This window comes from Paraburkholderia sp. GAS38 (genome assembly GCF_050434965.1).
Classification (GTDB): domain Bacteria; phylum Pseudomonadota; class Gammaproteobacteria; order Burkholderiales; family Burkholderiaceae; genus Paraburkholderia; species Paraburkholderia phenazinium_A.
In genome coordinates this window covers 163,252-183,875 of sequence record NZ_JBNDJO010000008.1, presented here as the reverse complement: position 1 = coordinate 183,875, position 20,624 = coordinate 163,252, and the positions used below count along the sequence as shown (strand labels likewise).

General features: G+C 63.6%; 21 protein-coding genes. 9 read left to right on the top strand and 12 right to left on the bottom strand.

Annotated features, from left to right (window positions below):
- Positions 1–2: 2 nt before the first annotated feature.
- Complete coding sequence (locus tag P3T42_RS20335; protein WP_429307056.1) at positions 3–698, bottom strand: mobilization protein; 696 nt, start codon at positions 696–698, stop codon at positions 3–5.
- Between the two features lie 187 nt (positions 699–885).
- On the opposite strand from P3T42_RS20335, the gene P3T42_RS20330 reads away from it, so the two are divergent.
- From P3T42_RS20330 to P3T42_RS20315, 4 genes are all read left to right on the top strand, one after another.
- Positions 886–1,809 (top strand): spermidine synthase, encoded by a 924-nt coding sequence (locus P3T42_RS20330; RefSeq protein WP_429307055.1) that lies wholly within the window; start codon positions 886–888, stop codon positions 1,807–1,809.
- A 198-nt stretch (positions 1,810–2,007) separates the two neighbouring features.
- Positions 2,008–2,247, top strand: a complete 240-nt coding sequence (locus P3T42_RS20325) for a DUF3311 domain-containing protein (RefSeq protein ID WP_074301988.1) — start codon at positions 2,008–2,010, stop codon at positions 2,245–2,247.
- Complete coding sequence (gene mctP / locus P3T42_RS20320; protein ID WP_074301987.1) at positions 2,244–3,794, top strand: monocarboxylate uptake permease MctP; 1,551 nt, start codon at positions 2,244–2,246, stop codon at positions 3,792–3,794. Before P3T42_RS20325 ends, mctP begins: the two co-directional genes overlap by 4 nt.
- Positions 3,795–3,907: 113 nt before the next feature.
- Positions 3,908–5,035 (top strand): FUSC family protein, encoded by a 1,128-nt coding sequence (locus P3T42_RS20315; RefSeq protein WP_074301986.1) that lies wholly within the window; start codon positions 3,908–3,910, stop codon positions 5,033–5,035.
- Between the two features lie 81 nt (positions 5,036–5,116).
- Here the strand turns inward: P3T42_RS20315 and yjdN are convergent, their stop codons facing one another.
- The 5 genes from yjdN to P3T42_RS20290 form a co-directional block, all read right to left on the bottom strand.
- Positions 5,117–5,533, bottom strand: coding sequence for a VOC family metalloprotein YjdN (gene yjdN, locus P3T42_RS20310; RefSeq protein WP_429307054.1), 417 nt, complete (start codon positions 5,531–5,533; stop codon positions 5,117–5,119).
- Positions 5,534–5,679: 146 nt separating this feature from the next.
- Positions 5,680–6,633, bottom strand: a complete 954-nt coding sequence (tal, locus tag P3T42_RS20305) for a transaldolase (RefSeq protein ID WP_429307053.1) — start codon at positions 6,631–6,633, stop codon at positions 5,680–5,682.
- A 271-nt stretch (positions 6,634–6,904) separates the two neighbouring features.
- The gene (locus tag P3T42_RS20300) at positions 6,905–8,125 is read right to left on the bottom strand and encodes a benzoate/H(+) symporter BenE family transporter (RefSeq protein ID WP_074301983.1); all 1,221 of its coding nucleotides are present in this window, start codon (positions 8,123–8,125) and stop codon (positions 6,905–6,907) included.
- A 105-nt stretch (positions 8,126–8,230) separates the two neighbouring features.
- A complete protein-coding gene (locus P3T42_RS20295; protein WP_074301982.1) occupies positions 8,231–9,406 on the bottom strand; it encodes a vWA domain-containing protein in 1,176 nt (391 codons plus the stop codon).
- Positions 9,407–9,508: 102 nt separating this feature from the next.
- Positions 9,509–10,351 carry an AAA family ATPase gene (locus P3T42_RS20290; RefSeq protein ID WP_074301981.1) on the bottom strand — a complete coding sequence of 281 codons (843 nt, stop codon included), beginning with the start codon at positions 10,349–10,351 and terminating at the stop codon, positions 9,509–9,511.
- A 304-nt stretch (positions 10,352–10,655) separates the two neighbouring features.
- Here P3T42_RS20290 and P3T42_RS20285 point away from each other — a divergent pair, with 304 nt between their 5' ends.
- Positions 10,656–11,024 (top strand): c-type cytochrome, encoded by a 369-nt coding sequence (locus P3T42_RS20285; RefSeq protein WP_429307052.1) that lies wholly within the window; start codon positions 10,656–10,658, stop codon positions 11,022–11,024.
- Between the two features lie 59 nt (positions 11,025–11,083).
- Positions 11,084–11,467 carry a c-type cytochrome gene (locus tag P3T42_RS20280; RefSeq protein ID WP_074301979.1) on the top strand — a complete coding sequence of 128 codons (384 nt, stop codon included), beginning with the start codon at positions 11,084–11,086 and terminating at the stop codon, positions 11,465–11,467.
- A 115-nt stretch (positions 11,468–11,582) separates the two neighbouring features.
- Here P3T42_RS20280 and P3T42_RS20275 read toward each other — a convergent pair whose 3' ends face one another.
- From P3T42_RS20275 to rsxB, 3 genes are all read right to left on the bottom strand, one after another.
- The gene (locus tag P3T42_RS20275) at positions 11,583–12,017 is read right to left on the bottom strand and encodes a DUF1841 family protein (RefSeq protein WP_074301978.1); all 435 of its coding nucleotides are present in this window, start codon (positions 12,015–12,017) and stop codon (positions 11,583–11,585) included.
- A 190-nt stretch (positions 12,018–12,207) separates the two neighbouring features.
- Positions 12,208–12,852, bottom strand: coding sequence for an endonuclease III (nth, locus tag P3T42_RS20270; protein WP_429307051.1), 645 nt, complete (start codon positions 12,850–12,852; stop codon positions 12,208–12,210).
- A 14-nt stretch (positions 12,853–12,866) separates the two neighbouring features.
- Positions 12,867–13,760 (bottom strand): electron transport complex subunit RsxB, encoded by an 894-nt coding sequence (rsxB, locus tag P3T42_RS20265; protein ID WP_429307120.1) that lies wholly within the window; start codon positions 13,758–13,760, stop codon positions 12,867–12,869.
- Between the two features lie 275 nt (positions 13,761–14,035).
- Between rsxB and P3T42_RS20260 the strand changes: the two genes are divergently transcribed.
- The gene (locus tag P3T42_RS20260; RefSeq protein WP_074301975.1) at positions 14,036–14,668 is read left to right on the top strand and encodes a TetR/AcrR family transcriptional regulator; all 633 of its coding nucleotides are present in this window, start codon (positions 14,036–14,038) and stop codon (positions 14,666–14,668) included.
- Positions 14,669–14,937: 269 nt separating this feature from the next.
- Here the strand turns inward: P3T42_RS20260 and P3T42_RS20255 are convergent, their stop codons facing one another.
- Positions 14,938–16,215 carry a polyhydroxyalkanoate depolymerase gene (locus tag P3T42_RS20255; protein WP_429307050.1) on the bottom strand — a complete coding sequence of 426 codons (1,278 nt, stop codon included), beginning with the start codon at positions 16,213–16,215 and terminating at the stop codon, positions 14,938–14,940.
- Between the two features lie 182 nt (positions 16,216–16,397).
- Positions 16,398–18,278 carry a glycoside hydrolase family 15 protein gene (locus P3T42_RS20250; RefSeq protein WP_074301973.1) on the bottom strand — a complete coding sequence of 627 codons (1,881 nt, stop codon included), beginning with the start codon at positions 18,276–18,278 and terminating at the stop codon, positions 16,398–16,400.
- 298 nt (positions 18,279–18,576) lie between these two features.
- Here P3T42_RS20250 and P3T42_RS20245 point away from each other — a divergent pair, with 298 nt between their 5' ends.
- Entirely contained in the window at positions 18,577–18,822 is a 246-nt protein-coding gene (locus P3T42_RS20245; protein WP_074301972.1) for a hypothetical protein, read from the top strand.
- A 109-nt stretch (positions 18,823–18,931) separates the two neighbouring features.
- On the opposite strand, the gene P3T42_RS20240 is transcribed toward P3T42_RS20245, so the two are convergent.
- Positions 18,932–19,084: a DUF3096 domain-containing protein gene (locus P3T42_RS20240; protein WP_074301971.1), complete on the bottom strand. Its 153-nt coding sequence runs from the start codon at positions 19,082–19,084 to the stop codon at positions 18,932–18,934.
- A 218-nt stretch (positions 19,085–19,302) separates the two neighbouring features.
- On the opposite strand from P3T42_RS20240, the gene P3T42_RS20235 reads away from it, so the two are divergent.
- Positions 19,303–20,583: a lactonase family protein gene (locus P3T42_RS20235; RefSeq protein WP_429307049.1), complete on the top strand. Its 1,281-nt coding sequence runs from the start codon at positions 19,303–19,305 to the stop codon at positions 20,581–20,583.
- Positions 20,584–20,624: the final 41 nt, after the last annotated feature.

Genomic DNA, 20,624 nt, shown 5'->3' with positions numbered 1-20,624 from the left:
GCCTAAACCCCAAGCCTCGCGAACTCGCCATACACCCGCTGCAGCCACACTTTGACGCGTTGCCGTTCCAGCAAGCCGAGCCCCGTAGCGGCACGGTCCGGATGATTCACCGCGGCCCAGAAGCTCGTGCTTTGCTGATCGATCTTTTGCATGGTCGTATCGGGCAGATGACGCAGGGTCATCACGCTGGCGCCCAATGCTTCGGCTCGCGCGCGTTCGCCGGACGCTTCCAGAATCTCGAAGCGGTCGCCGCGCAGTTCGTTCAGCACCAGCACCAGCTTGAGCTTGCCGCCGAACTGGTCGAGCCACTGCCGCAGCAGATCGACCGAATCGCGGCCGCTGTCCATGACGTGCCACCACGTCAGCGCGATGCCCAGTTCCTGCGCCATCCCGAGCACATCCGAATCGTCGAGCCATTTGGCGAGCGGCTGCTGCGTCTGGGCCGCGAGGTCCACCAGAATCCGCCGCTGCGGATCTTCGCTGGCGGCCTCCATGATGGGGTCCAGGCTGTCGTGCTGGTCGAGCACGGCCGGTGCGGCATAGTCCGCGTAAAAGCGCAGCAGCGCGCCATGCGAGCGGTCCGTGTCGAAGCCTAGAAACGGCACGCCGGTGTCGATAAAATGCTGGGCCAGCACGCGGGCGACGAGCGATTTGCCCACGCCGCCTTTTTCCCCGCCAATGAAGTGAATGGTGCTCATGCTTGCGGATCCCTTGTGGTGAGGTGTGAGGTGGTCTGAGCAGCGATAACCCTAGCAGGCTTCGGTGACGTCACGGCGAAACCCGGAAGGCAGGGAAGAAGCAGATTACACGGAAAAGAAAAGCGAGTCTGGCGAATGCTATGCTCTCATCCGAACCAAAATTGCGCCTTTGACGCGACCTCTCTCCATGACGAAACTGATCAAGCGCGCTTCGGCTGAAGCGCGCGCATTCCGCAACAAACAGTCCGACTCCGCTGATGCCGGCGAAAAAATGCAGAAAATCACGCGCACGAGCAAGCGCGCACGGCGCGACGACGACCTTGACGACGCCCCGCAAATCGAAGCGCCGCGCAAGCCGCGCTTCGCACCGGTGACGTTCTCGGAAGAGGGCGGCGTGCGCTATCTGCACTTCGGCACGGAATGGGTGCAAGGCGCGATGCGTTTGCGCAAGCCCGATCACATCGAGCTCGAATACGCGCAGCAAATGATGGCCTGGCTGCTGTTCCTCGAAACGCCGAAGCGCATCGTTCAGCTCGGCCTCGGCGCAGCGGCGCTGACCAAGTTTGCGTATCGCTTTCTGCCGCGTGCGAAGGTCGAAGCGGTCGAGTTGAATCCGGCCGTGGTGGTCGCGGCGCGCACGATGTTCGAACTGCCGCACGACGATGCCCGTCTGACGGTGCACGAAACCGACGCATGGGACTTCGTCAACGACCGCGCCAACCACGGCACGATCGGCGCGCTGCAGATCGACGTCTACGACGCGACCGCACGCGGTCCGGTGCTCGACAGCGTGGCGTTCTACCGCGCGGTGCGCGCGTGTCTGGCTGACGCGGGCGTGGTGACGGTGAACCTGTTCGGCGATCACCCAGGCTTCGTGCGCAACATGAAGCGTCTGAACGAAGCCTTCGACGGCCGCGTGTTCGCGCTGCCTGAAGTGCACGACGGCAACCGTGTCGCGATTGCGTTTTCGGGTCCGGCGCTCGACGTACCGTTCGCGACCTTGCAGGCGCGTGCCAGGCTGATCGAAGCGGAACTCGGTCTACCGGCGCGCAAGTGGATCAAGGGCCTGCAGGAGTCGACCGGGCAGCAGGACGGTTCATTCTCGATCTAGGCACACGGCCTCGCGCACACGGTTCGGTGCATACGGTTTGGCCTCGGGTCGTCCCTGCTTGACCGTACCTTTGCGACTCCTATACTCTTTCAATGCTTTCGGGGCGCCCGTGGCCTGGCCGCGGGCCGGCCTCCAGCCGTCGGGTTCGCCACCCGTCAACCACGGGACACAAATCAATAAAAGGAAAGAGGAGACGTCATGGCTCACGACGCCACCGCGAACAAGGCCAGCAAACACTGGCTCTGGTTGCTGCTGCTCCCCTGGATCGCGATGATCTGGGTGCCGTCATACAACAAGGTCGAACCCCAACTGTTCGATTTCCCGTTCTTCTACTGGTATCAACTGCTGTGGGTGCTGATCAGCGCGGTCATCACGGCTCTGGTGTACTTCAAGACCAAAAAACGTTTGCCGGATAGCTCGCAGGGGGGCGCTCAATGAATCCCGTCGCCACCTTTGTCTTCGTCCTGTTCTTTATCGGCGTCACGATCCTCGGCTTCATCGCCGCGCACTGGCGGCGCGGCGATCTCGCGCATCTGGAAGAGTGGGGTCTCGGCGGCCGGCGCTTCGGTACCATCGTCACGTGGTTCCTGCTGGGCGGCGATCTGTACACCGCCTATACCTTCGTCGCGGTGCCCGCGCTTGTGTTCGGCGCAGGCGCTACCGGCTTCTTCGCGCTGCCTTATACGATCCTGATCTATCCGTTCGCGTTCGTCGTGTTCCCGAAGCTGTGGAGCATTGCGAAACGTCAGGGCTACGTCACGTCCGCGGACTTCGTCAACGCCCGCTATGGCAGCAAGTCGCTTGCTCTGGCAGTTGCCGTGACCGGTATCGTCGCCACCATGCCGTATATCGCGCTGCAACTGGTCGGTATCGAAGTGGTGATCGGCGCGCTCGGGTTCGACACCACGGGTTTTGTCGGCGATCTGCCGCTCATCATCGCCTTCGCGATTCTGGCGGCCTACACGTACACCTCGGGCCTGCGCGCACCGGCCATGATCGCGGTCGTCAAGGACGTGCTGATCTACATCACGATCGCCGCTGCCGTGATCGTGATTCCGCCGCAACTGGGCGGTTTCGGCCACATCTTCGCCGCCGTGCCGCCGGCCAAGCTGCTGCTGAAAGCACCGGACGTATCGAGCCTGAACGGCTATAGCGCCTATGCGACGCTGGCGGTCGGTTCGGCGCTCGCGCTGTTCCTTTACCCGCACTCGATTACGGCCGTGCTGTCGTCGAAGTCGGGCAACACGATCCGCCGCAACATGGCGATGTTGCCGGCGTATTCGCTGGTGCTTGGCCTGCTGGCGCTGCTCGGTTTCATGGCGCTCGCAGCGGGCGTGAAAGACATGCCCGAGTTCGCGCCGTACTTCAAGGCCTTCGGTCCGAACTTCGCCGTGCCGGCGCTGTTCCTGCACTTCTTCCCGTCGTGGTTCGTCGGGGTGGCGTTTGCGGCCATCGGGATCGGCGCGCTGGTGCCGGCGGCGATCATGTCGATTGCGGCCGCCAATCTGTACACGCGCAACATCCACAAGGAGTTCATCAACCGCAACATGACGAACGAGCAGGAAACCAATATCGCCAAACTGGTTTCGCTGATCGTCAAGGTGGGGGCGGTGGCTTTCATTCTCGGCTTGCCGCTCACGTATGCGATCCAGCTGCAGTTGCTGGGCGGCATCTGGATCATCCAGACGCTGCCGGCCATCGTGCTGGGGCTGTACACGCGCATGCTCGACTACCGCGGCCTGCTGCTCGGCTGGGCCGTCGGGATCGGCACCGGCACGTGGATGGCGGTCTCGCTGAAGCTGGCCAGTTCGATCTTCACGATCCACCTGTTCGGCCTCGCGATTCCCGGCTATGCCGCGGTGTGGTCGCTGATCGTGAACCTGGTGGTGTCGGTGGTGGTGAGCCTGCTGGTGCGCGCGGTGGGCATGAAGCACGCCGAAGACCGCACCCGTCCGGAGGACTATCTGGACGTGGTGGAAAGCTGACCGGTTCAGGTATCCGAAGAAGAGCATGCAACGAACGCCCGCAACGAAAATTTGCGGGCGTTTTGCATTTTGGTGCAGCATAGGCAGGTTGCCTCTCTCACTTCCGCACGCCCATGTCCTCAACCGATTCGGATCCCGTGGTCCCGCGCCGTACCGCCATCGGCCGGGCAATCAGGGTGATCACTTCGCCGTACTACCGTTACCGGCACGCCAAACTGCTGCATAGCGTGCGGGTCGGGCTGGCGATGATCGTGTCGATCCTCGCTACGACCGGCATCCATATCCCGCACGGCATCTGGTCGTCGGTGACGCTGCTGGTGGTGATCGGCGGCTTGCAGCATCACGGCAATATCCGCAAGAAGGCCGCGGAGCGGGCGGCCGGAACGTTACTCGGCGCAACCATCGGACTCGCGCTGATCCTGCAGCAGAACCTGTTCGGCTCGCTATGGCTCACCTACGTGCTGATGTCCGTCGTGGCCGGCATCTGTGCGTGGTATGCGATCGGCAAGGGCGGCTATATCGGACTGCTGACGGCGATCACCATGTGCATCGTCGCGGGCCACGGCGACAACCTGATCGATACGGGCCTGTGGCGCACGCTAAACGTGCTGATCGGCATTGTGATCGCGCTGGCGTTCTCGTTTGCGCTGCCGCTGCATGCGACCTATTCATGGCGTTACCTGCTCGCCGACAATCTGCGCGGCTGCGCGCGAATCTACATGCGCCTCGTGGATGGCGCACCGTTCGATGCGGACCAGCAGATCAAGACGTTTCTGGAGTTGAACGCGCGGCTGGTGCAATTGCGCGCGTTGATGCCCTCGGTTGCGAAGGAGATCGAGGCGCCGCCGGGCAAACTGGAAGAGATCCAGCGCGTGCACCGCTCGGTGCTGAGTGCGCTGGAAATCATGGCGACCGGCGCGCTGGCCCAGGCGGACGCCGCCGGGCGTGCGGCCTTCGCGCGGCAATGCGGCGCCGAGTCGCGCGCGGTGCGGGCTATGCTGCTGGCGATGGCGCGCGGCTTGCGCTTCGGCGGCGCGGCGCGATTTCTTGCACCCAAGGTCGTGCTGGCGCGCGTCCCGAGCCGTGCACTCGCGCCGCACCTGGCCCCCGAACTGCAGGGGCCGTACTGGCTGGGCGAACGGATGATCGAGCAGGTGGACCACTTGCGGGCGCTGCTGCTCGAAACGGAGCCGAACTGGAACATCGAGCGGCACGGCGACCCGGTCAGCGCCGCGGCCTAGCCGCGCTGAGGGGGCGCCCCGTCTTCGTTGTGCTGGTGGTCCTTGTCCCCTTGTCCCTCAGCCGGCGGCAATGGACCTGGTTCAGTTGGCGTCGGGAATCGTCACCATCCAGCCGATGCCAAACTTGTCGGTCACCATGCCGAAGCCCTGGGTCCAGAACGTGGCTTGCCAGGGCATGTTGACGGTGCCGCCTTCCGCGAGCGCGTTGTAAAGCTTTTCGCCGTGAGCAAGGTCATCGCCCGTCAGCGACAGCCTGAAACCGTCGTGGGTGACCTTTTCGCTCATGCAGTCGTCGGACATCATCAGGATGCTCGAGCCGATCTTGACCGAGGCATGCATGACGAGATTGTCGTTCTTCGGGTCGGCCGGACGGTTGGCGTCGGGCGGCGCGTCCTTGTAGTGCATCTTGAACAGCACTTCGGCGCCGAGCTTGTCGGCATAGAAGCCCAGCGCTTCTTCGCAGCGGCCATTGAAAAATACATAGGGCTGAATTTGCATCGTCGTCTCCGAGGAGTATTGGTATGCGCAGCGCCGTGATGCCCAAGCGGACAGAACAACGCCACAGCAAACGATTGTAGTCGTCTGCTGTGGCGTCAATTGTGAAAACCGGTCAAACCGTACGGCTCCCGGTCAAATCGTGGCGGTTAACGCAGTTCTTCGATCAGCTTTTCCAGCTTGACGGCGTCGGCGGCGAACGCGCGGATGCCTTCGGCGAGCTTTTCGGTGGCCATGGCTTCGTCGTTGACGAGGAAGCGGAACGACGACTCGTCGACCGGCACGCGTTCGATATTGCCGCTCTGGCCCAGTTCCGGCGACAGCTTGCGCTCCACCTTCCCGGTGCTGTCCTGCAGTTTTTGCAGCAGATCGGGGCTGATCGTCAGCAGGTCGCAGCCCGCCAGTTCCAGTACCTGGCCCGGCGTGCGGAAGCTCGCGCCCATCACCTCGGTCTTGTAGCCGAACTTCTTGTAGTACGCGTAGATGCGGCGCACCGAGTGCACGCCCGGATCGTTCGCGCCGCCGTCCTTCGCCTCATCCCAGGCGCTGCCGGCGTTCTTCTTGTACCAGTCGTAGATGCGGCCCACGAACGGCGAGATCAGTTGCGCGCCCGCTTCGGCGCAGGCGGCGGCCTGGGCGAGCGAGAACAGCAGCGTCATGTTGCAGTGGATGCCTTCTTTCTGCAGTTGCTCAGCCGCGCGGATGCCTTCCCACGTGGAGGCGAGCTTGATCAGGATGCGCTCGCGGCCAATGCCGGCGGCTTCGTACAGCTTGATCAGTTCGTGACCTTTGTCGATCGAGCCCTTGACGTCGAACGACAGGCGCGCGTCGACTTCGGTCGAGACGCGGCCCGGGATGATCTTGAGGATTTCGGTGCCGAAGGCGATCAGCAGATGGTCGATGATCTCGCCGACCGGCTTCGACGCGTGATCGCGCACGGTTTTTTCGAGCAGCGGACGGTAGTCGTCTTTCTGCACGGCCTTGAGGATCAGCGACGGGTTGGTGGTCGCGTCCTGTGGCTTGTACTGGGCGAGTTGCTGGAAGTCACCGGTATCGGCGACGACGGTCGTGAATTGCTTGAGTTGATCGAGTGCGGTAGTCATGTCGAGCCTTCAAGGCGCACAGGCGCAATGGTCCAGAGTTGGAGGGTGCCGCAGCGGTAACCTGGGCGGTCGCGCCGGCGGCAGCATGTCACGCTGCGGCACTCCCGTGATTTTGCCGTGGAATGCCGCCCGATGCTTCTATTCTATGGCGGATCGGATGATGCAGTTTTGACATCGGCATGCGCCGGTCCGTTCAGCCTTCTGACGAGGCCTTGTTCAGCGAGGCTTCAGCGAGGCTTCAGCCTTGGTTCAGCCGTGCTTCGGCCTTCGCTCAGGCGCGCCGCGCGTTCAGCACCAGTTGCGTCAGCACGCCCGCCACCAGCCCCCAGAACGCCGAGCCGATCGACAGCAGCGTGAGGCCGGAGGCGGTCACCATGAAGGTGACCAGCGCCGCTTCGCGCTGCTTCAGGTCCTGCATGGCGTTGGCCAGCCCGCTCATGATCGAGCCGAACAGCGCGAGCGCCGCCACCGAGACCACCAGCGCCTTGGGCAGCGAGGCGAACAGGGCGGCGATGGTGGCGCCGAAGATCCCGGCGATCAGGTAGAACACGCCACACCAGACGGCGGCGGTGTAGCGCTTGTTGCGGTCCTCGTGGGCTTCGGGGCCGGTACAGATGGCCGCGGTAATCGCCGCAAGATTGATGCCGTGCGAGCCGAACGGCGCGAGCAGCAACGAGGCGATGCCGGTGGTGGCGATCAGCGGGGCGGACGGCGTGGTGTAGCCGTCGGCGCGCAGCACGGCGATGCCGGGCACGTTCTGCGAGGCCATGGCGACCACGAACAGCGGAATGCCGATGCTGACGATGGCCGCAACGGAGAAAGTGGGCAAGGTCAGCACCGGTCTGGCGAGGGCCACATGGAAGTGGCTGAAATCGAGCAGGCCGAGGCCGCCGGCCACCGCCGTGCCGACGATCAGCGTGGTCACGATCGCATAGCGGGGCGCGAGGCGCTTGATGACAAGGTACGTGAAGAACATCGCCAGCACCAGCGCGGTCTGGAATTGCGCCGCGCGGAATATTTCGATGCCGATCTCGAACAGGATGCCCGCCAGCAGCGCCGAGGCGATCCCGGCTGGAATCTTCTTCATCAGCGTATCGAACCAGCCGGTCAGACCGACCACGGTCAACAGCAGCGCGCAGACGATAAACGCGCCGATCGCCTCCGGATAGGCCACATGCGGCAAGGACGAGACCAGCAGGGCGGCGCCCGGCGTCGACCACGCGATTACGATCGGCGCGCGAAAGCGCAGCGACAGGCCGATCGTGCACAGCGCCATGCCGATCGAAAGCGCCCAGATCCACGAGGAAATCTGCGCGTCGGACAGATGCGCCGCCTGACCTGCCTGGAACATCAGCACGAGCGAGCTGGTATAGCCCGTCATCATCGCGACGAAGCCGGCGACCACCGCCGATAGCGAGGTGTCCGAGAACGGCCGAAGGCGCGCCGGCGGTGCGGCGGAAGGGGACAGTTCGGGCGACGAAGGGGAACTCATGCAGAAGGTCTCGGGTTTCTTGTGGGTAAGGTCTTGCCGGCGCCACGTAGGGCCCGGCTTGCACGCATCGCCTGGCCTGGCTTGCGCCCGGCGGGTCGATTCAAGCTACTTGCTCAACGCGCGCATCGCGGTTTCCAGGCCGGCGAGGGTGAGAGGATACATCCTGTGGCCCAGCACTTCGCGAATCACCGACACCGATTGCCGGTATTCCCATAGGCCTTCGGGCTCGGGATTCAGCCATGCATGGTGCGGAAAGTGGTCCGCGAGCCGTCGCAACCACACGGCGCCCGCCTCGGGATTGTTGTACTCCACCGAGCCGCCGGGCTGCAGCACTTCGTACGGGCTCATGGTGGCGTCGCCCACGAAGATCAGCTTGTACTCCGGCGTGAACTTGTGCAGCACGTCCCAGGTGGGCATGCGTTCCGCATGACGGCGGCGGTTGTTCTTCCACAGAAAGTCGTACACGCAGTTGTGGAAGTAATAGAACTCGAGATGCTTGAACTCGGCCTTGGCGGCGGAGAACAGCTCTTCGGTGCGTTTGATGTGGTCGTCCATCGAACCGCCCACGTCGAGCAGCATCAGCACCTTCACGTTGTTGTGGCGCTCCGGCACCATCTTCAGATCGAGCCAGCCGGCGTTCGCCGCGGTGCTGCGGATGGTGTCGGGCAGGTCGAGCTCTTCGGCGGCGCCTTCGCGCGCGAAGCGCCGCAGCCGGCGCAAGGCGATCTTGATGTTGCGTGTACCGATTTCGACCTGATCGTCGTAATCGCGATAGGCGCGCGCTTCCCACACCTTCACGCCGGTGCGGTTGCCGGACGACTCGCCGCCAATGCGGATGCCTTCCGGGTTGTAGCCGCCGTTACCGAACGGCGACGTGCCGCCCGAGCCGATCCACTTGTTGCCGCCTTCGTGACGGTCCTTCTGTTCGTCGAACAGTTCTTTCAGACGCTCCATCAGCTTGTCGAGGCCGCCCATCGCCTCGATCTGCGCCTTCTCTTCCGGCGACAGGTCGCGCTGCAGCTTCTTTTTCAGCCAGTCGAGCGGTATGTCGAGCGCCAGTTCGGACTTCATTGCCACGCCGTTGAAATAGGCGCCGAAGGCCTGGTCGAACTTGTCGAAATACTGCTCGTCTTTCACCAGCGTCAGGCGGGCGAGGTAGTAGAACTCGTCGAGGGACGGCGCAATCACATTGGCTTTGAGCGCTTCGAGCAGCGTCAGGTACTCCTTCACGGAGACCGGCAATCTGGCCGCGCGCAACGAATAAAAGAAGTCGATCAGCATGCGGGTTCCTCTGCAGCGGCGCACCGAGTGGCGCGTGCGCCGGCGTCAGGCGTGCGTATCTGATCCAGAAGGGTTCAGGCGGTTCAGGCGCACGCGCTCGGTTCAACGGTTGTTGCGGTTCATGAAGATGAGCCGCTCGAACAGGCTCACGTCCTGCTCGTTCTTCAGAAGCGCGCCATGCAGCGGCGGAATGATCTGCTTCTGGTCCGACGAGCGCAGCGCTTCGGGCGGAATGTCTTCGGCGAGCAGCAGCTTTAGCCAGTCCAGCAGTTCCGAGGTGGACGGCTTCTTCTTCAGGCCCGACACGTTGCGCAGTTCGAAAAAGCTCGCCATCGCCGCGCTCAGCAGGTCTTTCTTGATGTTGGGGAAGTGCACTTCGACGATCTGCTGCATCGTCACCGGATCCGGGAACTTGATGTAGTGGAAGAAGCAGCGGCGCAGGAACGCGTCCGGCAGTTCCTTCTCGTTGTTCGAGGTGATGATGACGAGCGGACGGTGCTTCGCGCGCACCAGTTCGTGCGTCTCGTAGACGTAGAACTCCATGCGGTCGAGTTCGCGCAGCAGGTCGTTGGGGAATTCGATGTCGGCCTTGTCGATCTCGTCGATCAGCAGCACGGTCTGCTCATCCGCTTCGAACGCCTGCCACAGCACGCCCTTGACGATGTAGTTGCGGATGTCTTTGACGCGCTCGTCGCCGAGCTGCGAATCGCGCAGGCGCGACACCGCATCGTATTCGTACAGCCCCTGCTGCGCCTTCGTAGTGGACTTGATGTGCCATTGCAGGAGCGGCATGCCGAGGGCCGCCGCCACTTCCTCGGCGAGCATCGTCTTGCCGGTGCCGGGTTCGCCCTTGATGAGGAGCGGGCGCTGCAGGGTCATCGCGGCGTTGACCGCGAGCTTGAGGTCGTCGGTGGCGACGTATTGCGATGAGCCTTCGAAACGCATGGCGAGACGCTCGTTCGGGAAAAATTCCAGTATAAGTCAGAAGCCCTGTTGGGCTGAATCGGGCTGGCGTATGGTGTCATCCGCACCGCTTGCCGGGGCGCGGCCCGGTGGGCGGGCGGCGCACGGGCGGCGGGTGTCGAGCGGGGAGGCGCGTCGGGCCGCGCCTCCCGCCCGGTGGACGCCCGCGATAGCGGCGCGGTACAATTAGCCCGATTTTTTTGGCCTGCGTGGTAACCCTAGAATAAGAATGGTGCAGGCTGTTGCCTTTCGGGCGCCCGTTTCCCCTCAAGCCAGGTTACATGCTATGAATAAAATCGTTGGCAAACACGTCGTAATCGCAGCGCTGTCGGTGCTAGCGGGCTACGCGGCCAGTGCGCAGGCCGTGGATGTCGTCGGCAACGCCAAGGCAGGTCAGGGCAAGGTCGCGATGTGTATTGGCTGCCACGGCATTCCTGAATACCGCACGGCATACCCGGAGGTCTACCGGGTGCCGGTCCTCGGCGGCCAGAATCAGGCGTACCTTGAGAACGCGTTGCACGAATACAAGAAGGGCGACCGTCACTTCGAGACGATGCACGCCATCACCGCGTCGTTGTCGGATCAGGACATTGCCGACATCGCTGCGTACTACGCGGCGCAGACCCCCGCTTCGAAAAGCAATCCCGACAAGTAACCGGCTGCCGTCATCCACCCAGTCACTCGGCTATTTACTTTCGCGGGATAGGAGAATTCATGAAGAAGCCTCAACTGGCACTCCACACGACGTTCAAGGCTGCCTGTGCAGCGGCGGCACTGTTCGGTCTGGCCGCAGCCAATGTGGCGCATGCCGCCGACGCCGACAACGGCAAGGTGCTGGCCGACGCGCACAACTGCGCGGCCTGCCATGGCGTGAACCTCAACAAGCCGGTGAGCCCGGAATATCCGAAGCTCGCGGGTCAGCATTCCGATTACGTGTACTGGGCATTGCGCCAGTATCAGATGGGCAACGGCAATCCGCACTTCGGTCGCAACAACGCGATCATGCAGGCGCAGGTGCAAAGCCTGTCGCAAAGCGACATGAAGGACATCGCGGCGTATGTCGAATCGCTGAGCGGCGATCTGGTCCAGAAGAAGTAAGGGTTTTACCTCGCGCTTCGCGTGGCCTTGCAGATATGAAAACACCCCGCCTTGGCGGGGTGTTTTGCTTTCGGGTGAACCCTAAGCAGCGACGCTTCGTTGACGATGACGCGGGTCAGTCGCGCGAGGCGCGGCGTTCGATGCGTTGCAGGTACGCGTCGGTGTCGGGCGGCGTGCCGCTGCGCTGCGCTTCCCACAGGGTTTCCCCGAGGCACTCCATGATCGCGTGCTGCGCGTCATGGGTCGAGCCGAGACGGGCAGCGAGACGCTCATGAGCGGCGCGAATGCCGGGCGGCTGATCGATCGACAACTGTTCGCTGATCGCCAGATGCATCGACAGATGCAAAAACGGGTTGGTCTGGCCGCGCTCCGGCGAGTAGTCCTGCGCCGACGCGGCGGCGCCCTCCGTCAACTCGGCGTGGTATTCGGGGTGTTCGACGATCCAGTCGGCGGCGATGGCCTCGAGCGGTGTCAGGATCGCGCCTTCGCGCTGCTTGCGCCAGGTCTCGGTGAAAAAGCTTCGGACTTCGTCGCGGCTGGGATTGAACATCGTGGACTGGAAGCGGTGTTGAAGGGTGCGCGCAGTGAGGGTCAACCCTGTGCGCGACGACAAGCGGTCATTTTACGCCGGGGGCCGGCGCGGCGCTGGCAAGCGGCCAGCGGTGCCGGCACGTAGCCAGCGGTGCTGCGTGCACACTGCGCGCTGCATTGCATTGCATTGCGGGAAATCCGCATGCCGCTTACAGATCGGGCGGCGGGGTTTTCGGCCTGAACTCGCACAGCGGTTCGATCACGCAATGCCAGCACTCGGGGCGACGCGCCTTGCAGACATAACGGCCGTGCAGAATCAGCCAGTGATGCGCGTCCTGCTGGAACTCGGCGGGCGTGAATTTCTCCAGCGCCGCCTCGACTGTGCGCACGTCCTTGCCCGGCGCCAGGCCGGTTCGATTCGCAACCCGAAAGATGTGCGTGTCGACCGCGATGGTGGGATGGCCGAAGGCCGTGTTCAGGACCACATTGGCCGTCTTGCGGCCGACCCCCGGCAGGCTCTCGAGCGCCTCGCGATCGTCCGGCACTTCGCCGCCGTATTGATCCAGCAGAATCCGGCAGGTCGCGACGACGTTCTTCGCCTTGGTCCGGTAGAGGCCGATGGTCTTGATGTAGCCGGTCACGCCTTCTTCGCCGAGCTCGACGATCTGTTGCGGCGTGTTCGCGACCGGGAACATCTTGCGCATGGCCTTGTTGACCGATACGTCGGTGGCTTGCGCCGACAGCATCACCGCGATCAGCAGTTCAAACGGCGTGGTGTATTCGAGTTCGGTCGTGGGATGCGGGTTGAGGCTCTGGAGTGTCTCGTAGATGGCGCGGCGTTTGTTCGCGTTCATACCGGGGCGGGAGGTCAGGGTTTGGGTACACGAGGCGTGGCGGGCGCGTCGGCGGCTGGCGATGTGGGTGCGGACTCAGCGTTTTCCTCGATGCCCAGGCGCCGGCGGCGCGCTTGCGCTGCGTCGATCTGGGCCTGCACGTCGGCACTCACGCGCTCCGTGTTTTGCGGACCCGCGCCTTTGGCGGCCAGTTCAGCCTTCTTCTGACGGGCACGTTCGAGCGCGGCTTGAATGATCGCGCGTTTTCTGGCATCGGCGTCGTCGGCGGTGGCGGTAGCAGCAGGTGCGGGCGTGTCAGCAGGCGCAGCGGATGCAGCGGACACGGCAGCGGCCGCCTCACTGGCTGTGCTGCTCGCAGCCCGGCGAGCGGCCACGCGGGCTTCCGCTGCATCGCGTTCGCGTGCGAGACGCGCCTCGCGCTGGTCGTGGTGTTCGCGAGCGGCTCTCGCCTGTGCTTCGGTCCACGCGTCCCAGCCGGTTGCCGCGCCCGTAACGGGGACCATCGCAATGCAGTCGACCGGGCAGGGCGCGACGCACAGATCGCAGCCGGTGCAGAGCGCCTCGATCACCGTGTGCATTTGCTTCGGTGCACCAAGGATCGCGTCCACCGGACACGCCTGCATGCACAGCGTACAACCGATGCACAGGCTCTCGTCGATCACGGCCAGGGGCCGCGGCCGTTCGACGCCATTGGCGGGATTGAGCGGGATCACCGGCTTGCCGAGCAGGGCGGCCAGCCGCGCCACGCCTTCGATACCGCCCGGCGGGCATTGGTTGTAGTTCGCTGTGCCAACGGCCACTGCTTCGGCGTACGGGCGGCATGCTGCATAGCCGCACTTCGTACATTGTGTCTGGGGGAGCAGATCTTCGACGCGGTCTGCGAGTGTTATGGAATCGGTCACGGTCACGACGGTGAGGCTTGCCGACAGGGCGCTTGCCATGCTCGGCGACAGACGGGCGCAGCTCGGCTTTGGCTGGCTCCGTCAGGCGTAGGGGAAATAGCACATTATCGCCGATTTCCCCGATTGCGATTGTCAAACCATGTGCCATAATCGAAGCGCTTTTTCGAAAGACCGCAGAAGGGTGTCCCCCAACCATGGCGCGCCCGCTAACGCTGTCGGTGCAAGGCCCGAGGAGAGGCCGGCGGCGCGATCCGGATAACGCGGCTCACGATGATGCCACCATGAATCAGCCGAAAATCAAAAGAGATCCTGAAGGCACCCGGCGCCGTATTCTGCTCGCGGCAGCTGAGGAATTTGCAAATGGTGGGTTGTTCGGCGCGCGCGTCGACCAGATCGCCCGCCGCGCGGAAACCAATGAACGCATGCTCTATTACTACTTCGGTAGCAAGGAGCAGCTTTTCACGGCCGTCCTCGAACACGCCTTCGGCGCGCTCACGGAGGCCGAGCGCACGCTCGACCTGAACGGTATTGCACCGGTCGAGGCCATTACGCGTCTTGCGCATTTTGTGTGGGACTACTACCGGGATCATCCGGAGCTGCTGCGTCTCATCAACAATGAGAATCTGCACGAGGCGCGCTACATGCAGAAGTCCACGCGCATCCGGGAGATGATCTCGCCCATTGTGGCGACGCTGGGCAGCATTCTCGAACGCGGCCAGCGCGCGGGTCTGTTCCGCACCAATGTCGACCCGCTGCGCTTTTACGTCACGCTCTCGGGCCTCGGCTACTACATCGTGTCGAATCGCTTCACGCTGGAGGCGACACTCGGCCGCGATTTCAGCAGCGCTTCCGAGCGTAGCGAAGTCGTGCAGATGAACACCGAGTTGCTGCTCGCGTATCTGCTTAGACGCTAGAACACGCGCTAAGCCAGGCGAGTCAGGCGCTAAGGTCACCCAGGCCGAACCACGCCTAACCACGCCGAACCAGGTGTTAGGCGCCACGCGCGGCTATCTGGCGGCGCGAAGCGCGCGATCGGGGTGCATGCGTGCGGGTGACGCCGCGCGCGCTTTCGCGAGCCTCAAACAACAACGGCCCCTTGCAGGGGCCGTTGTTTTGCGTTCGATGCGCGCGCAACCTTCTGGCGGGCGTCCCGGTTTACCCGAATCGCGCCATGCCGTTGCCTTCAGGCTTCGACTTTTTCCTTCGCGACCTTGGGTGCCTTGTTGTGGGCAAGGATGAAGTCGCGCAGTTGCGGATAAATGATGGTGCGCCAGCGGCGGCCCGAGAAAATGCCGTAGTGGCCGCACTTTTCCGCGGTGAAATGCTGCTTGTGCTCCGCCGGAATACCGCTGCACAGGTCCTGAGCGGCGCGCGTCTGACCGTCGCCGGAGATGTCGTCGAGCTCGCCTTCGATCGTGAAGAGGGCGGTCTTCTTGATGTCCTGTGGCCGCACGCGCTCGCCGGCCACGTCCCAGGTGCCTTCAGCCAGACGGAATTCCTGGAAGACGACGCGAATCGTGTCGAGGTAATAGTCGGCGTCCATGTCGAGCACCGCGTTGTACTCGTCATAGAAACGGCGGTGCGCTTCGGCGTCGTCTTCGTCGCCGCGCAAGAGGCTCTGGTAGTAATCCCAATGCGAGGCCGCGTGCCGTTCCGGATTCATGGCCACAAAACCCGTGTGTTGCAGGAAGCCCGGATAGACCTTGCGGCCCACACCCGGATAGTTCGGCGGCACCGTGTAGATCACGTTGTTGTCGAACCATTCGAACGAGTGCTGCGTGGCGAGCGAGTTGACCGAGGTCGGGCTCTTACGCGCGTCGATCGGGCCGCCCATCATCGTCATTGTGCGCGGCGTTTCTTCGCCGCGGCTCGCCATCAGCGAAATGGCGGCCAGCACCGGCACTGTAGGCTGGCACACGGAGATCACGTGCAGATCTTTGGCGCCGATGTGACGGATGAATTCCTGAATATAAGCAACGTAATCGTCGAGGTGGAACGCGCCGTCTTCGAGCGGCACCATGCGTGCGTCGATCCAGTCGGTGATGTACACCTTGTGGTCCTGCAGCAGCGTGCGCACCGTGTCGCGCAGCAGCGTGGAGTGGTGGCCGGACAACGGCGCGCACACCAGCACGACCGGCTCGTCTTTCAGTTGGCTGACAGCGCCGCTGTCGTCGGCGAAACGCTTGAAACGCAGCAGACGGCAGAACGGCTTCTCGACGATCGTCTGTTCGATGATCGGGATGTTATGACCATCCTTAACAATCTGGTGCAGGTTGAATTCGGGTTTTTCGTAGTCTTTGCCTAGCCGGTAGAGCAATTCGTAACCGGCGGAAAGACGTGTGGCGCCTGGCACATAGGCGAAAGGGCTGGCCGGATTCGCGAAGGATTTCGACGCGGCCTGGGCCCAGGCGGTCAGCGGGCTGAGCAGAGCCCGCTGGAATTCATGCAGTTGATAGAGCATGGGTGCTCCGGCGTTGGGGCGATTCGCATGGGGCTTCGCAAACACGCGTTTCGCGTTGCAGCGGGCCGTTGTGGTTGTAGGCGCTTGATTATCGGCCAAGAGTCTCGTTTGATGATATCGGACAAAGTATATTTGTGCAATGCAGCAACGCGACGCCCCCTGGCAGCTAAAACGTCATTAACTCATGGTACGGGCGATGTTGCCGTGCCGCTATACGGGGTTGCCGCAGGGTCAAGTTTGCCCGTCTCCGTGCCGTTATGCGGCGGCTGCCCGGCCGCTCTCGCCATTTCCTGCTCGTGTTTCATCAGGTTCAGCCCGGTGTGCACCAGCGCCACGTGCGAAAACGCCTGCGGGAAGTTGCCGACGAGGCGCTTCGCGGCCGGGTCGTATTCCTCCGCCAGCAGACCGACGTCGTTGACGAGCGCGAGCAGGCGTTCGTACATGGCCTCCGCTTCGGCGACGCGTCCCTGCATCGCGAGGTTGTCCACCATCCAGAAGCTGCACGCGAGGAAGGTACCCTCGCCGGGCGGCAGGCCGTCGTCGACTTCCGTCGTGCGGTAGCGCATCACGAAGCCGTCGCGCAGCAGGTATTTCTCGGTAGCGGCGAGCGTGCCGATCACGCGCGGATCCGACGGCGGCAGGAAGCCCACCTGCGGCAGCAGCAGCACGCTCGCGTCGAGTTCGTCGCCGCCGAACACCTGGGTGAAGGCGTTGAGCTGGGGATTCCAGCTTTTCTCGCAGACCGTCGCGTGAATCTGTTCGCGAATCTCGCGCCAGTGGTCGAGCGGGCCGGGCAGCTCGAACGATTCGGCGGACTTGATCGCGCGATCGAACGCCACCCAGGCCATCACCTTCGAGAAGGTGAAATGCTGGCGGCCGCCGCGCGTTTCCCAGATGCCTTCGTCGGGTTCCTGCCAGATCGTTTCCAGGTGTTCGAGCATTTCGCACTGCACGTTCCAGGTGGTCTCGTCCGCTTGCAGGCCGCCCACGCGCGCGAGATGCAGTGCGTTCATCACTTCGCCGTACACATCGAGCTGAAGCTGGCCGGCCGCATTGTTGCCGATGCGCACCGGCTTCGCGCCCTGGTAGCCGGGCAGCCAGTCCACCTCGAACTCCGGCAGACGCCGTTCGCCGCTGATCCCGTACATGATCTGCAACTGCTCGGGCGCGCCGGCCATCACGCGAGCCAGCCAGCTGCGCCACGCGCGCGCTTCGTCGAAGTAGCCGCCGCGCATCATGGCGAGCAGCGTGATGGTGGCGTCGCGCAGCCAGCAATAGCGGTAGTCCCAGTTGCGCGTGCCGCCCAGCTGCTCGGGGAGCGACGTGGTAGGCGCCGCCACGATGCCGCCGGTCGGCTCGTAGGCGAGCGCCTTGAGCGTAATCAGCGAGCGGCGGATCGGCGCGGCGTACTTGCCTTCGACCGTGCTGCGCGCCGACCACTCGAGCCAGTGGTTCTCGGTCCGTGCGAGGGCGGTGTGCGGATCGCGGGCCGGCGGAATGCGCAGGTGCGACGGCGAATAAGCGAGCGCAAACGGCACCCGTTCGCCGGGCGATACCGTGAACTCGGCGACGGTGTGCATGTTCTCGCCGCGCAGCTCGACGGGCGTGCGCAGCACAGCCGTATCCGGCCCGACGATCGCCTTGATGCCGCTGTCGTGCTTCAGGCGGCTGACCCACGGAATCGAAAAGCCGTAATCGAAACGCAGCACCAGTTCCATCTTCATGCGCACGGTGCCGCGCCGGCCCACGACGATGCGCACCAGTTCCGACCAGCCGTTGCCGGGCGGCATGAAGTCGATCACGGTGACCGCGCCTTCGTCGGTTTCGAAATCGGTCTCGAGGATCAGCGTTTCGCCGCGATAGCGGCGGGTGATCTTCGCCGGCGTGTCGGAGACGGGCGCGATCAGCCAGCGGCCGTTTTTTTCCGTGCCGAGCAGGGCGGCGAAGCACGCGCCGGAGTCGAACCGCGGCCAGCAGAGCCAGTCGACGGAACCGTCACGGGAGATCAGTGCGGCGGTGTGGCCGTCGCCGACGAGGGCATAGTCTTCGATGAGTGCGGGCATAGGTGACTGGGTAAGCGGAATGAGCGGGGCGTGGCCGGCGTGTCAAGCGTACGCCCGGAACGCCCCGGGGCTTGGTTTAGTACCGGACCTGTGCCATGCGGTTTGGTTCAGCCGGTCTGACAGGCAAAAGCGGGACAACCTCGGGGCAGCTTGCGGCAGATTCGGGGCAACTTCGCATTGGCATTTTGAGATAGCGCTGCCTACAATCGGACTTTTGGATGATGGGCGAAGATTGGGCCGCAGGCGTGGGAAGGCCGGTCTATCGCGCACGCAAACGCTGTTTTCGAGGACGAAAGCCATGCTGAACCCGTCGAAATCCGATTGCATCACCATTCTCTCGGCCGCCAGCGAACTCGCTGACGATTCCATGCTGCCGCTCGATGCCGGCCGCCTCGGCCTGTCCCGCAACGGGATGCAGGCCGCCGCCCTGTTCCTGATCGAGCGGGCCTGCTTCAAGCGTCATCGGGAGGGTGACGGCCATTATGCCGTCGGCGGCCTGTCGCTGCAGGGACGTCTGCGGCTCGACCAGCTCGCGAACGGCTAGGCCACGCGGATAATCCCGAGGGGCTGGGTCGACTTCTGCGCTTGACTTCGCTTCAGCCGGGCGGCGCCAACCGGCCGCCTGGTTGTGTCCGCACGCCAGTCGCTCGAACTCAAAAGTGCGAAGCGCCTACGCCGAAGATGCCGATCACCCCGATGATGACCAGATAGATCGCGACGATGTAATTGAGCAGACGCGGCATCACGAGGATGAGGATGCCGGCGATCAGCGAAACGACGGGGCCCAGGCTGAGGGTGATGTTCATTGAGACTCCGAGTGGTGAGACGGGTGTGAGAGAGGGTTCTCATGGGCAGCAGGGTGCACCGCCCGCCAACACCGGTTGCCAGCCTTGCGGGCTGCGCGATCCGGCTCAACGCCTGGCTTCTATCTTCTATACTGGCGCGGATAACTAAAACGTTCCAAATCGCGTGGCAGACCAGCGACACCATCAAAACCGAATAACCCGATGTCCAGGAGGTCGACATGCATCGTAGTGCCCAAGCCGCCGCAAGCGCCGCGTCACACTCTTCGCTTCAACCTGTCCGGAAGGCCGCATTGACGCCATCTGCCCGGTCTGTCCGTTCGATCATAAAAGGTTTCGTGCTCATGGTCTCGATTGTCGCTACCCATGCGTTTGCCCAGGACGCCGGCCCGGCACCGGCCGACGGCGTCTACGACATGATTGTCGGTACCTACACGGGCGGCAAGAGCGAAGGGCTCTACGTCTACCGGTTCGATACGAAGACCGGCGAGGCCACCCGCGTGTCGGTCGCGCAGACGGTCAACCCGTCGTATCTCGTGGTGAGCGGCGACCGCCGCCATGTGTACGCGGTCAACGAACTGCCCGGCGACAACGGCCCGGCCACGCAACGCGGCGGCATCAGCGCGTTCGGCTTCGATCCGGCGAGCGGGCAGTTGACCTTTCTCAACAAGGTGTCGGCGGAGGGCAACGACCCGTGCTATCTGAAGATTTCGCCGGACGGCAAGTATCTGCTGACCGCGAACTATTCGGTGGCGGCGGACCCGGGCGGCAGCTTCGCGGTGTTCCCGCTGCAGGCGGACGGCCAGGTGGGTCAGGCGGTGCTGACCGTGCATCATGAAGGCGGCGGTCCGGTGAAGGGTCGTCAGGACAACTCGCATGTGCATTCAACCGTGTTCTCGCCGGACGGCCAGTATCTGTTCGCGCAGGATCTCGGCGCGGACAAGCTGTACTCGTACCGCTACACGCCGGATGGCAGCCGCGGCCTGTTCGGTCCGACGGAGTGGCGTTATACGGATGTGAAGGCCGGCAGCGGTCCGCGTCACCTAGTGTTTGGAGTGGACGGCAAATACGCGTATCTGACGAGCGAACTGGCTGCGACGGTCAGTACGTTCCGCTACGACGACGGCAAGCTCACGCTGCTGCAGGTGTCGCCGCTCACGCAGCCGGGCTTCAAGGGGCAGGTGGGGGCAGCGGCAATCCATCTGTCGCCGGACGGACGCTTCCTCTACGCGACCAACCGCGGCGACGCGAACGAGATTGTGATCTTCGCGGTTGACGCGGCGAACGGCCATCTGAAACTGGTGGGCCGGCAGTCGAGCCTCGGCAAGTCGCCGCGCGAGTTTGCCATCGATCCGACCGGTAACTGGCTGATCGTCGGCAATCAGAACAGCGACACCGCGTATGTGTTCAGGCGCGATCAGCAGACCGGTTTGCTCGAGGCGAATCCGAAGCGGATTGAGATCGGCTCGCCGGTGGATTTCAAGCTGGTGTCGCCGTCTTGAGGTTGGGGGGGGACGTAGCGTCACGAAGCAGTGTCCTAAGG

Coding starts and splice junctions, on each gene's coding strand:
- P3T42_RS20335 (WP_429307056.1), bottom strand. CDS start 698: ATGAGCACCATTCACTTCATTGGCGGGGAAAAAGGCGGCGTGGGCAAA.
- P3T42_RS20330 (WP_429307055.1), top strand. CDS start 886: ATGACGAAACTGATCAAGCGCGCTTCGGCTGAAGCGCGCGCATTCCGC.
- P3T42_RS20325 (WP_074301988.1), top strand. CDS start 2,008: ATGGCTCACGACGCCACCGCGAACAAGGCCAGCAAACACTGGCTCTGG.
- mctP (WP_074301987.1), top strand. CDS start 2,244: ATGAATCCCGTCGCCACCTTTGTCTTCGTCCTGTTCTTTATCGGCGTC.
- P3T42_RS20315 (WP_074301986.1), top strand. CDS start 3,908: ATGTCCTCAACCGATTCGGATCCCGTGGTCCCGCGCCGTACCGCCATC.
- yjdN (WP_429307054.1), bottom strand. CDS start 5,533: ATGCAAATTCAGCCCTATGTATTTTTCAATGGCCGCTGCGAAGAAGCG.
- tal (WP_429307053.1), bottom strand. CDS start 6,633: ATGACTACCGCACTCGATCAACTCAAGCAATTCACGACCGTCGTCGCC.
- P3T42_RS20300 (WP_074301983.1), bottom strand. CDS start 8,125: ATGAGTTCCCCTTCGTCGCCCGAACTGTCCCCTTCCGCCGCACCGCCG.
- P3T42_RS20295 (WP_074301982.1), bottom strand. CDS start 9,406: ATGCTGATCGACTTCTTTTATTCGTTGCGCGCGGCCAGATTGCCGGTC.
- P3T42_RS20290 (WP_074301981.1), bottom strand. CDS start 10,351: ATGCGTTTCGAAGGCTCATCGCAATACGTCGCCACCGACGACCTCAAG.
- P3T42_RS20285 (WP_429307052.1), top strand. CDS start 10,656: ATGAATAAAATCGTTGGCAAACACGTCGTAATCGCAGCGCTGTCGGTG.
- P3T42_RS20280 (WP_074301979.1), top strand. CDS start 11,084: ATGAAGAAGCCTCAACTGGCACTCCACACGACGTTCAAGGCTGCCTGT.
- P3T42_RS20275 (WP_074301978.1), bottom strand. CDS start 12,017: ATGTTCAATCCCAGCCGCGACGAAGTCCGAAGCTTTTTCACCGAGACC.
- nth (WP_429307051.1), bottom strand. CDS start 12,852: ATGAACGCGAACAAACGCCGCGCCATCTACGAGACACTCCAGAGCCTC.
- P3T42_RS20260 (WP_074301975.1), top strand. CDS start 14,036: ATGAATCAGCCGAAAATCAAAAGAGATCCTGAAGGCACCCGGCGCCGT.
- P3T42_RS20255 (WP_429307050.1), bottom strand. CDS start 16,215: ATGCTCTATCAACTGCATGAATTCCAGCGGGCTCTGCTCAGCCCGCTG.
- P3T42_RS20250 (WP_074301973.1), bottom strand. CDS start 18,278: ATGCCCGCACTCATCGAAGACTATGCCCTCGTCGGCGACGGCCACACC.
- P3T42_RS20245 (WP_074301972.1), top strand. CDS start 18,577: ATGCTGAACCCGTCGAAATCCGATTGCATCACCATTCTCTCGGCCGCC.
- P3T42_RS20240 (WP_074301971.1), bottom strand. CDS start 19,084: ATGAACATCACCCTCAGCCTGGGCCCCGTCGTTTCGCTGATCGCCGGC.
- P3T42_RS20235 (WP_429307049.1), top strand. CDS start 19,303: ATGCATCGTAGTGCCCAAGCCGCCGCAAGCGCCGCGTCACACTCTTCG.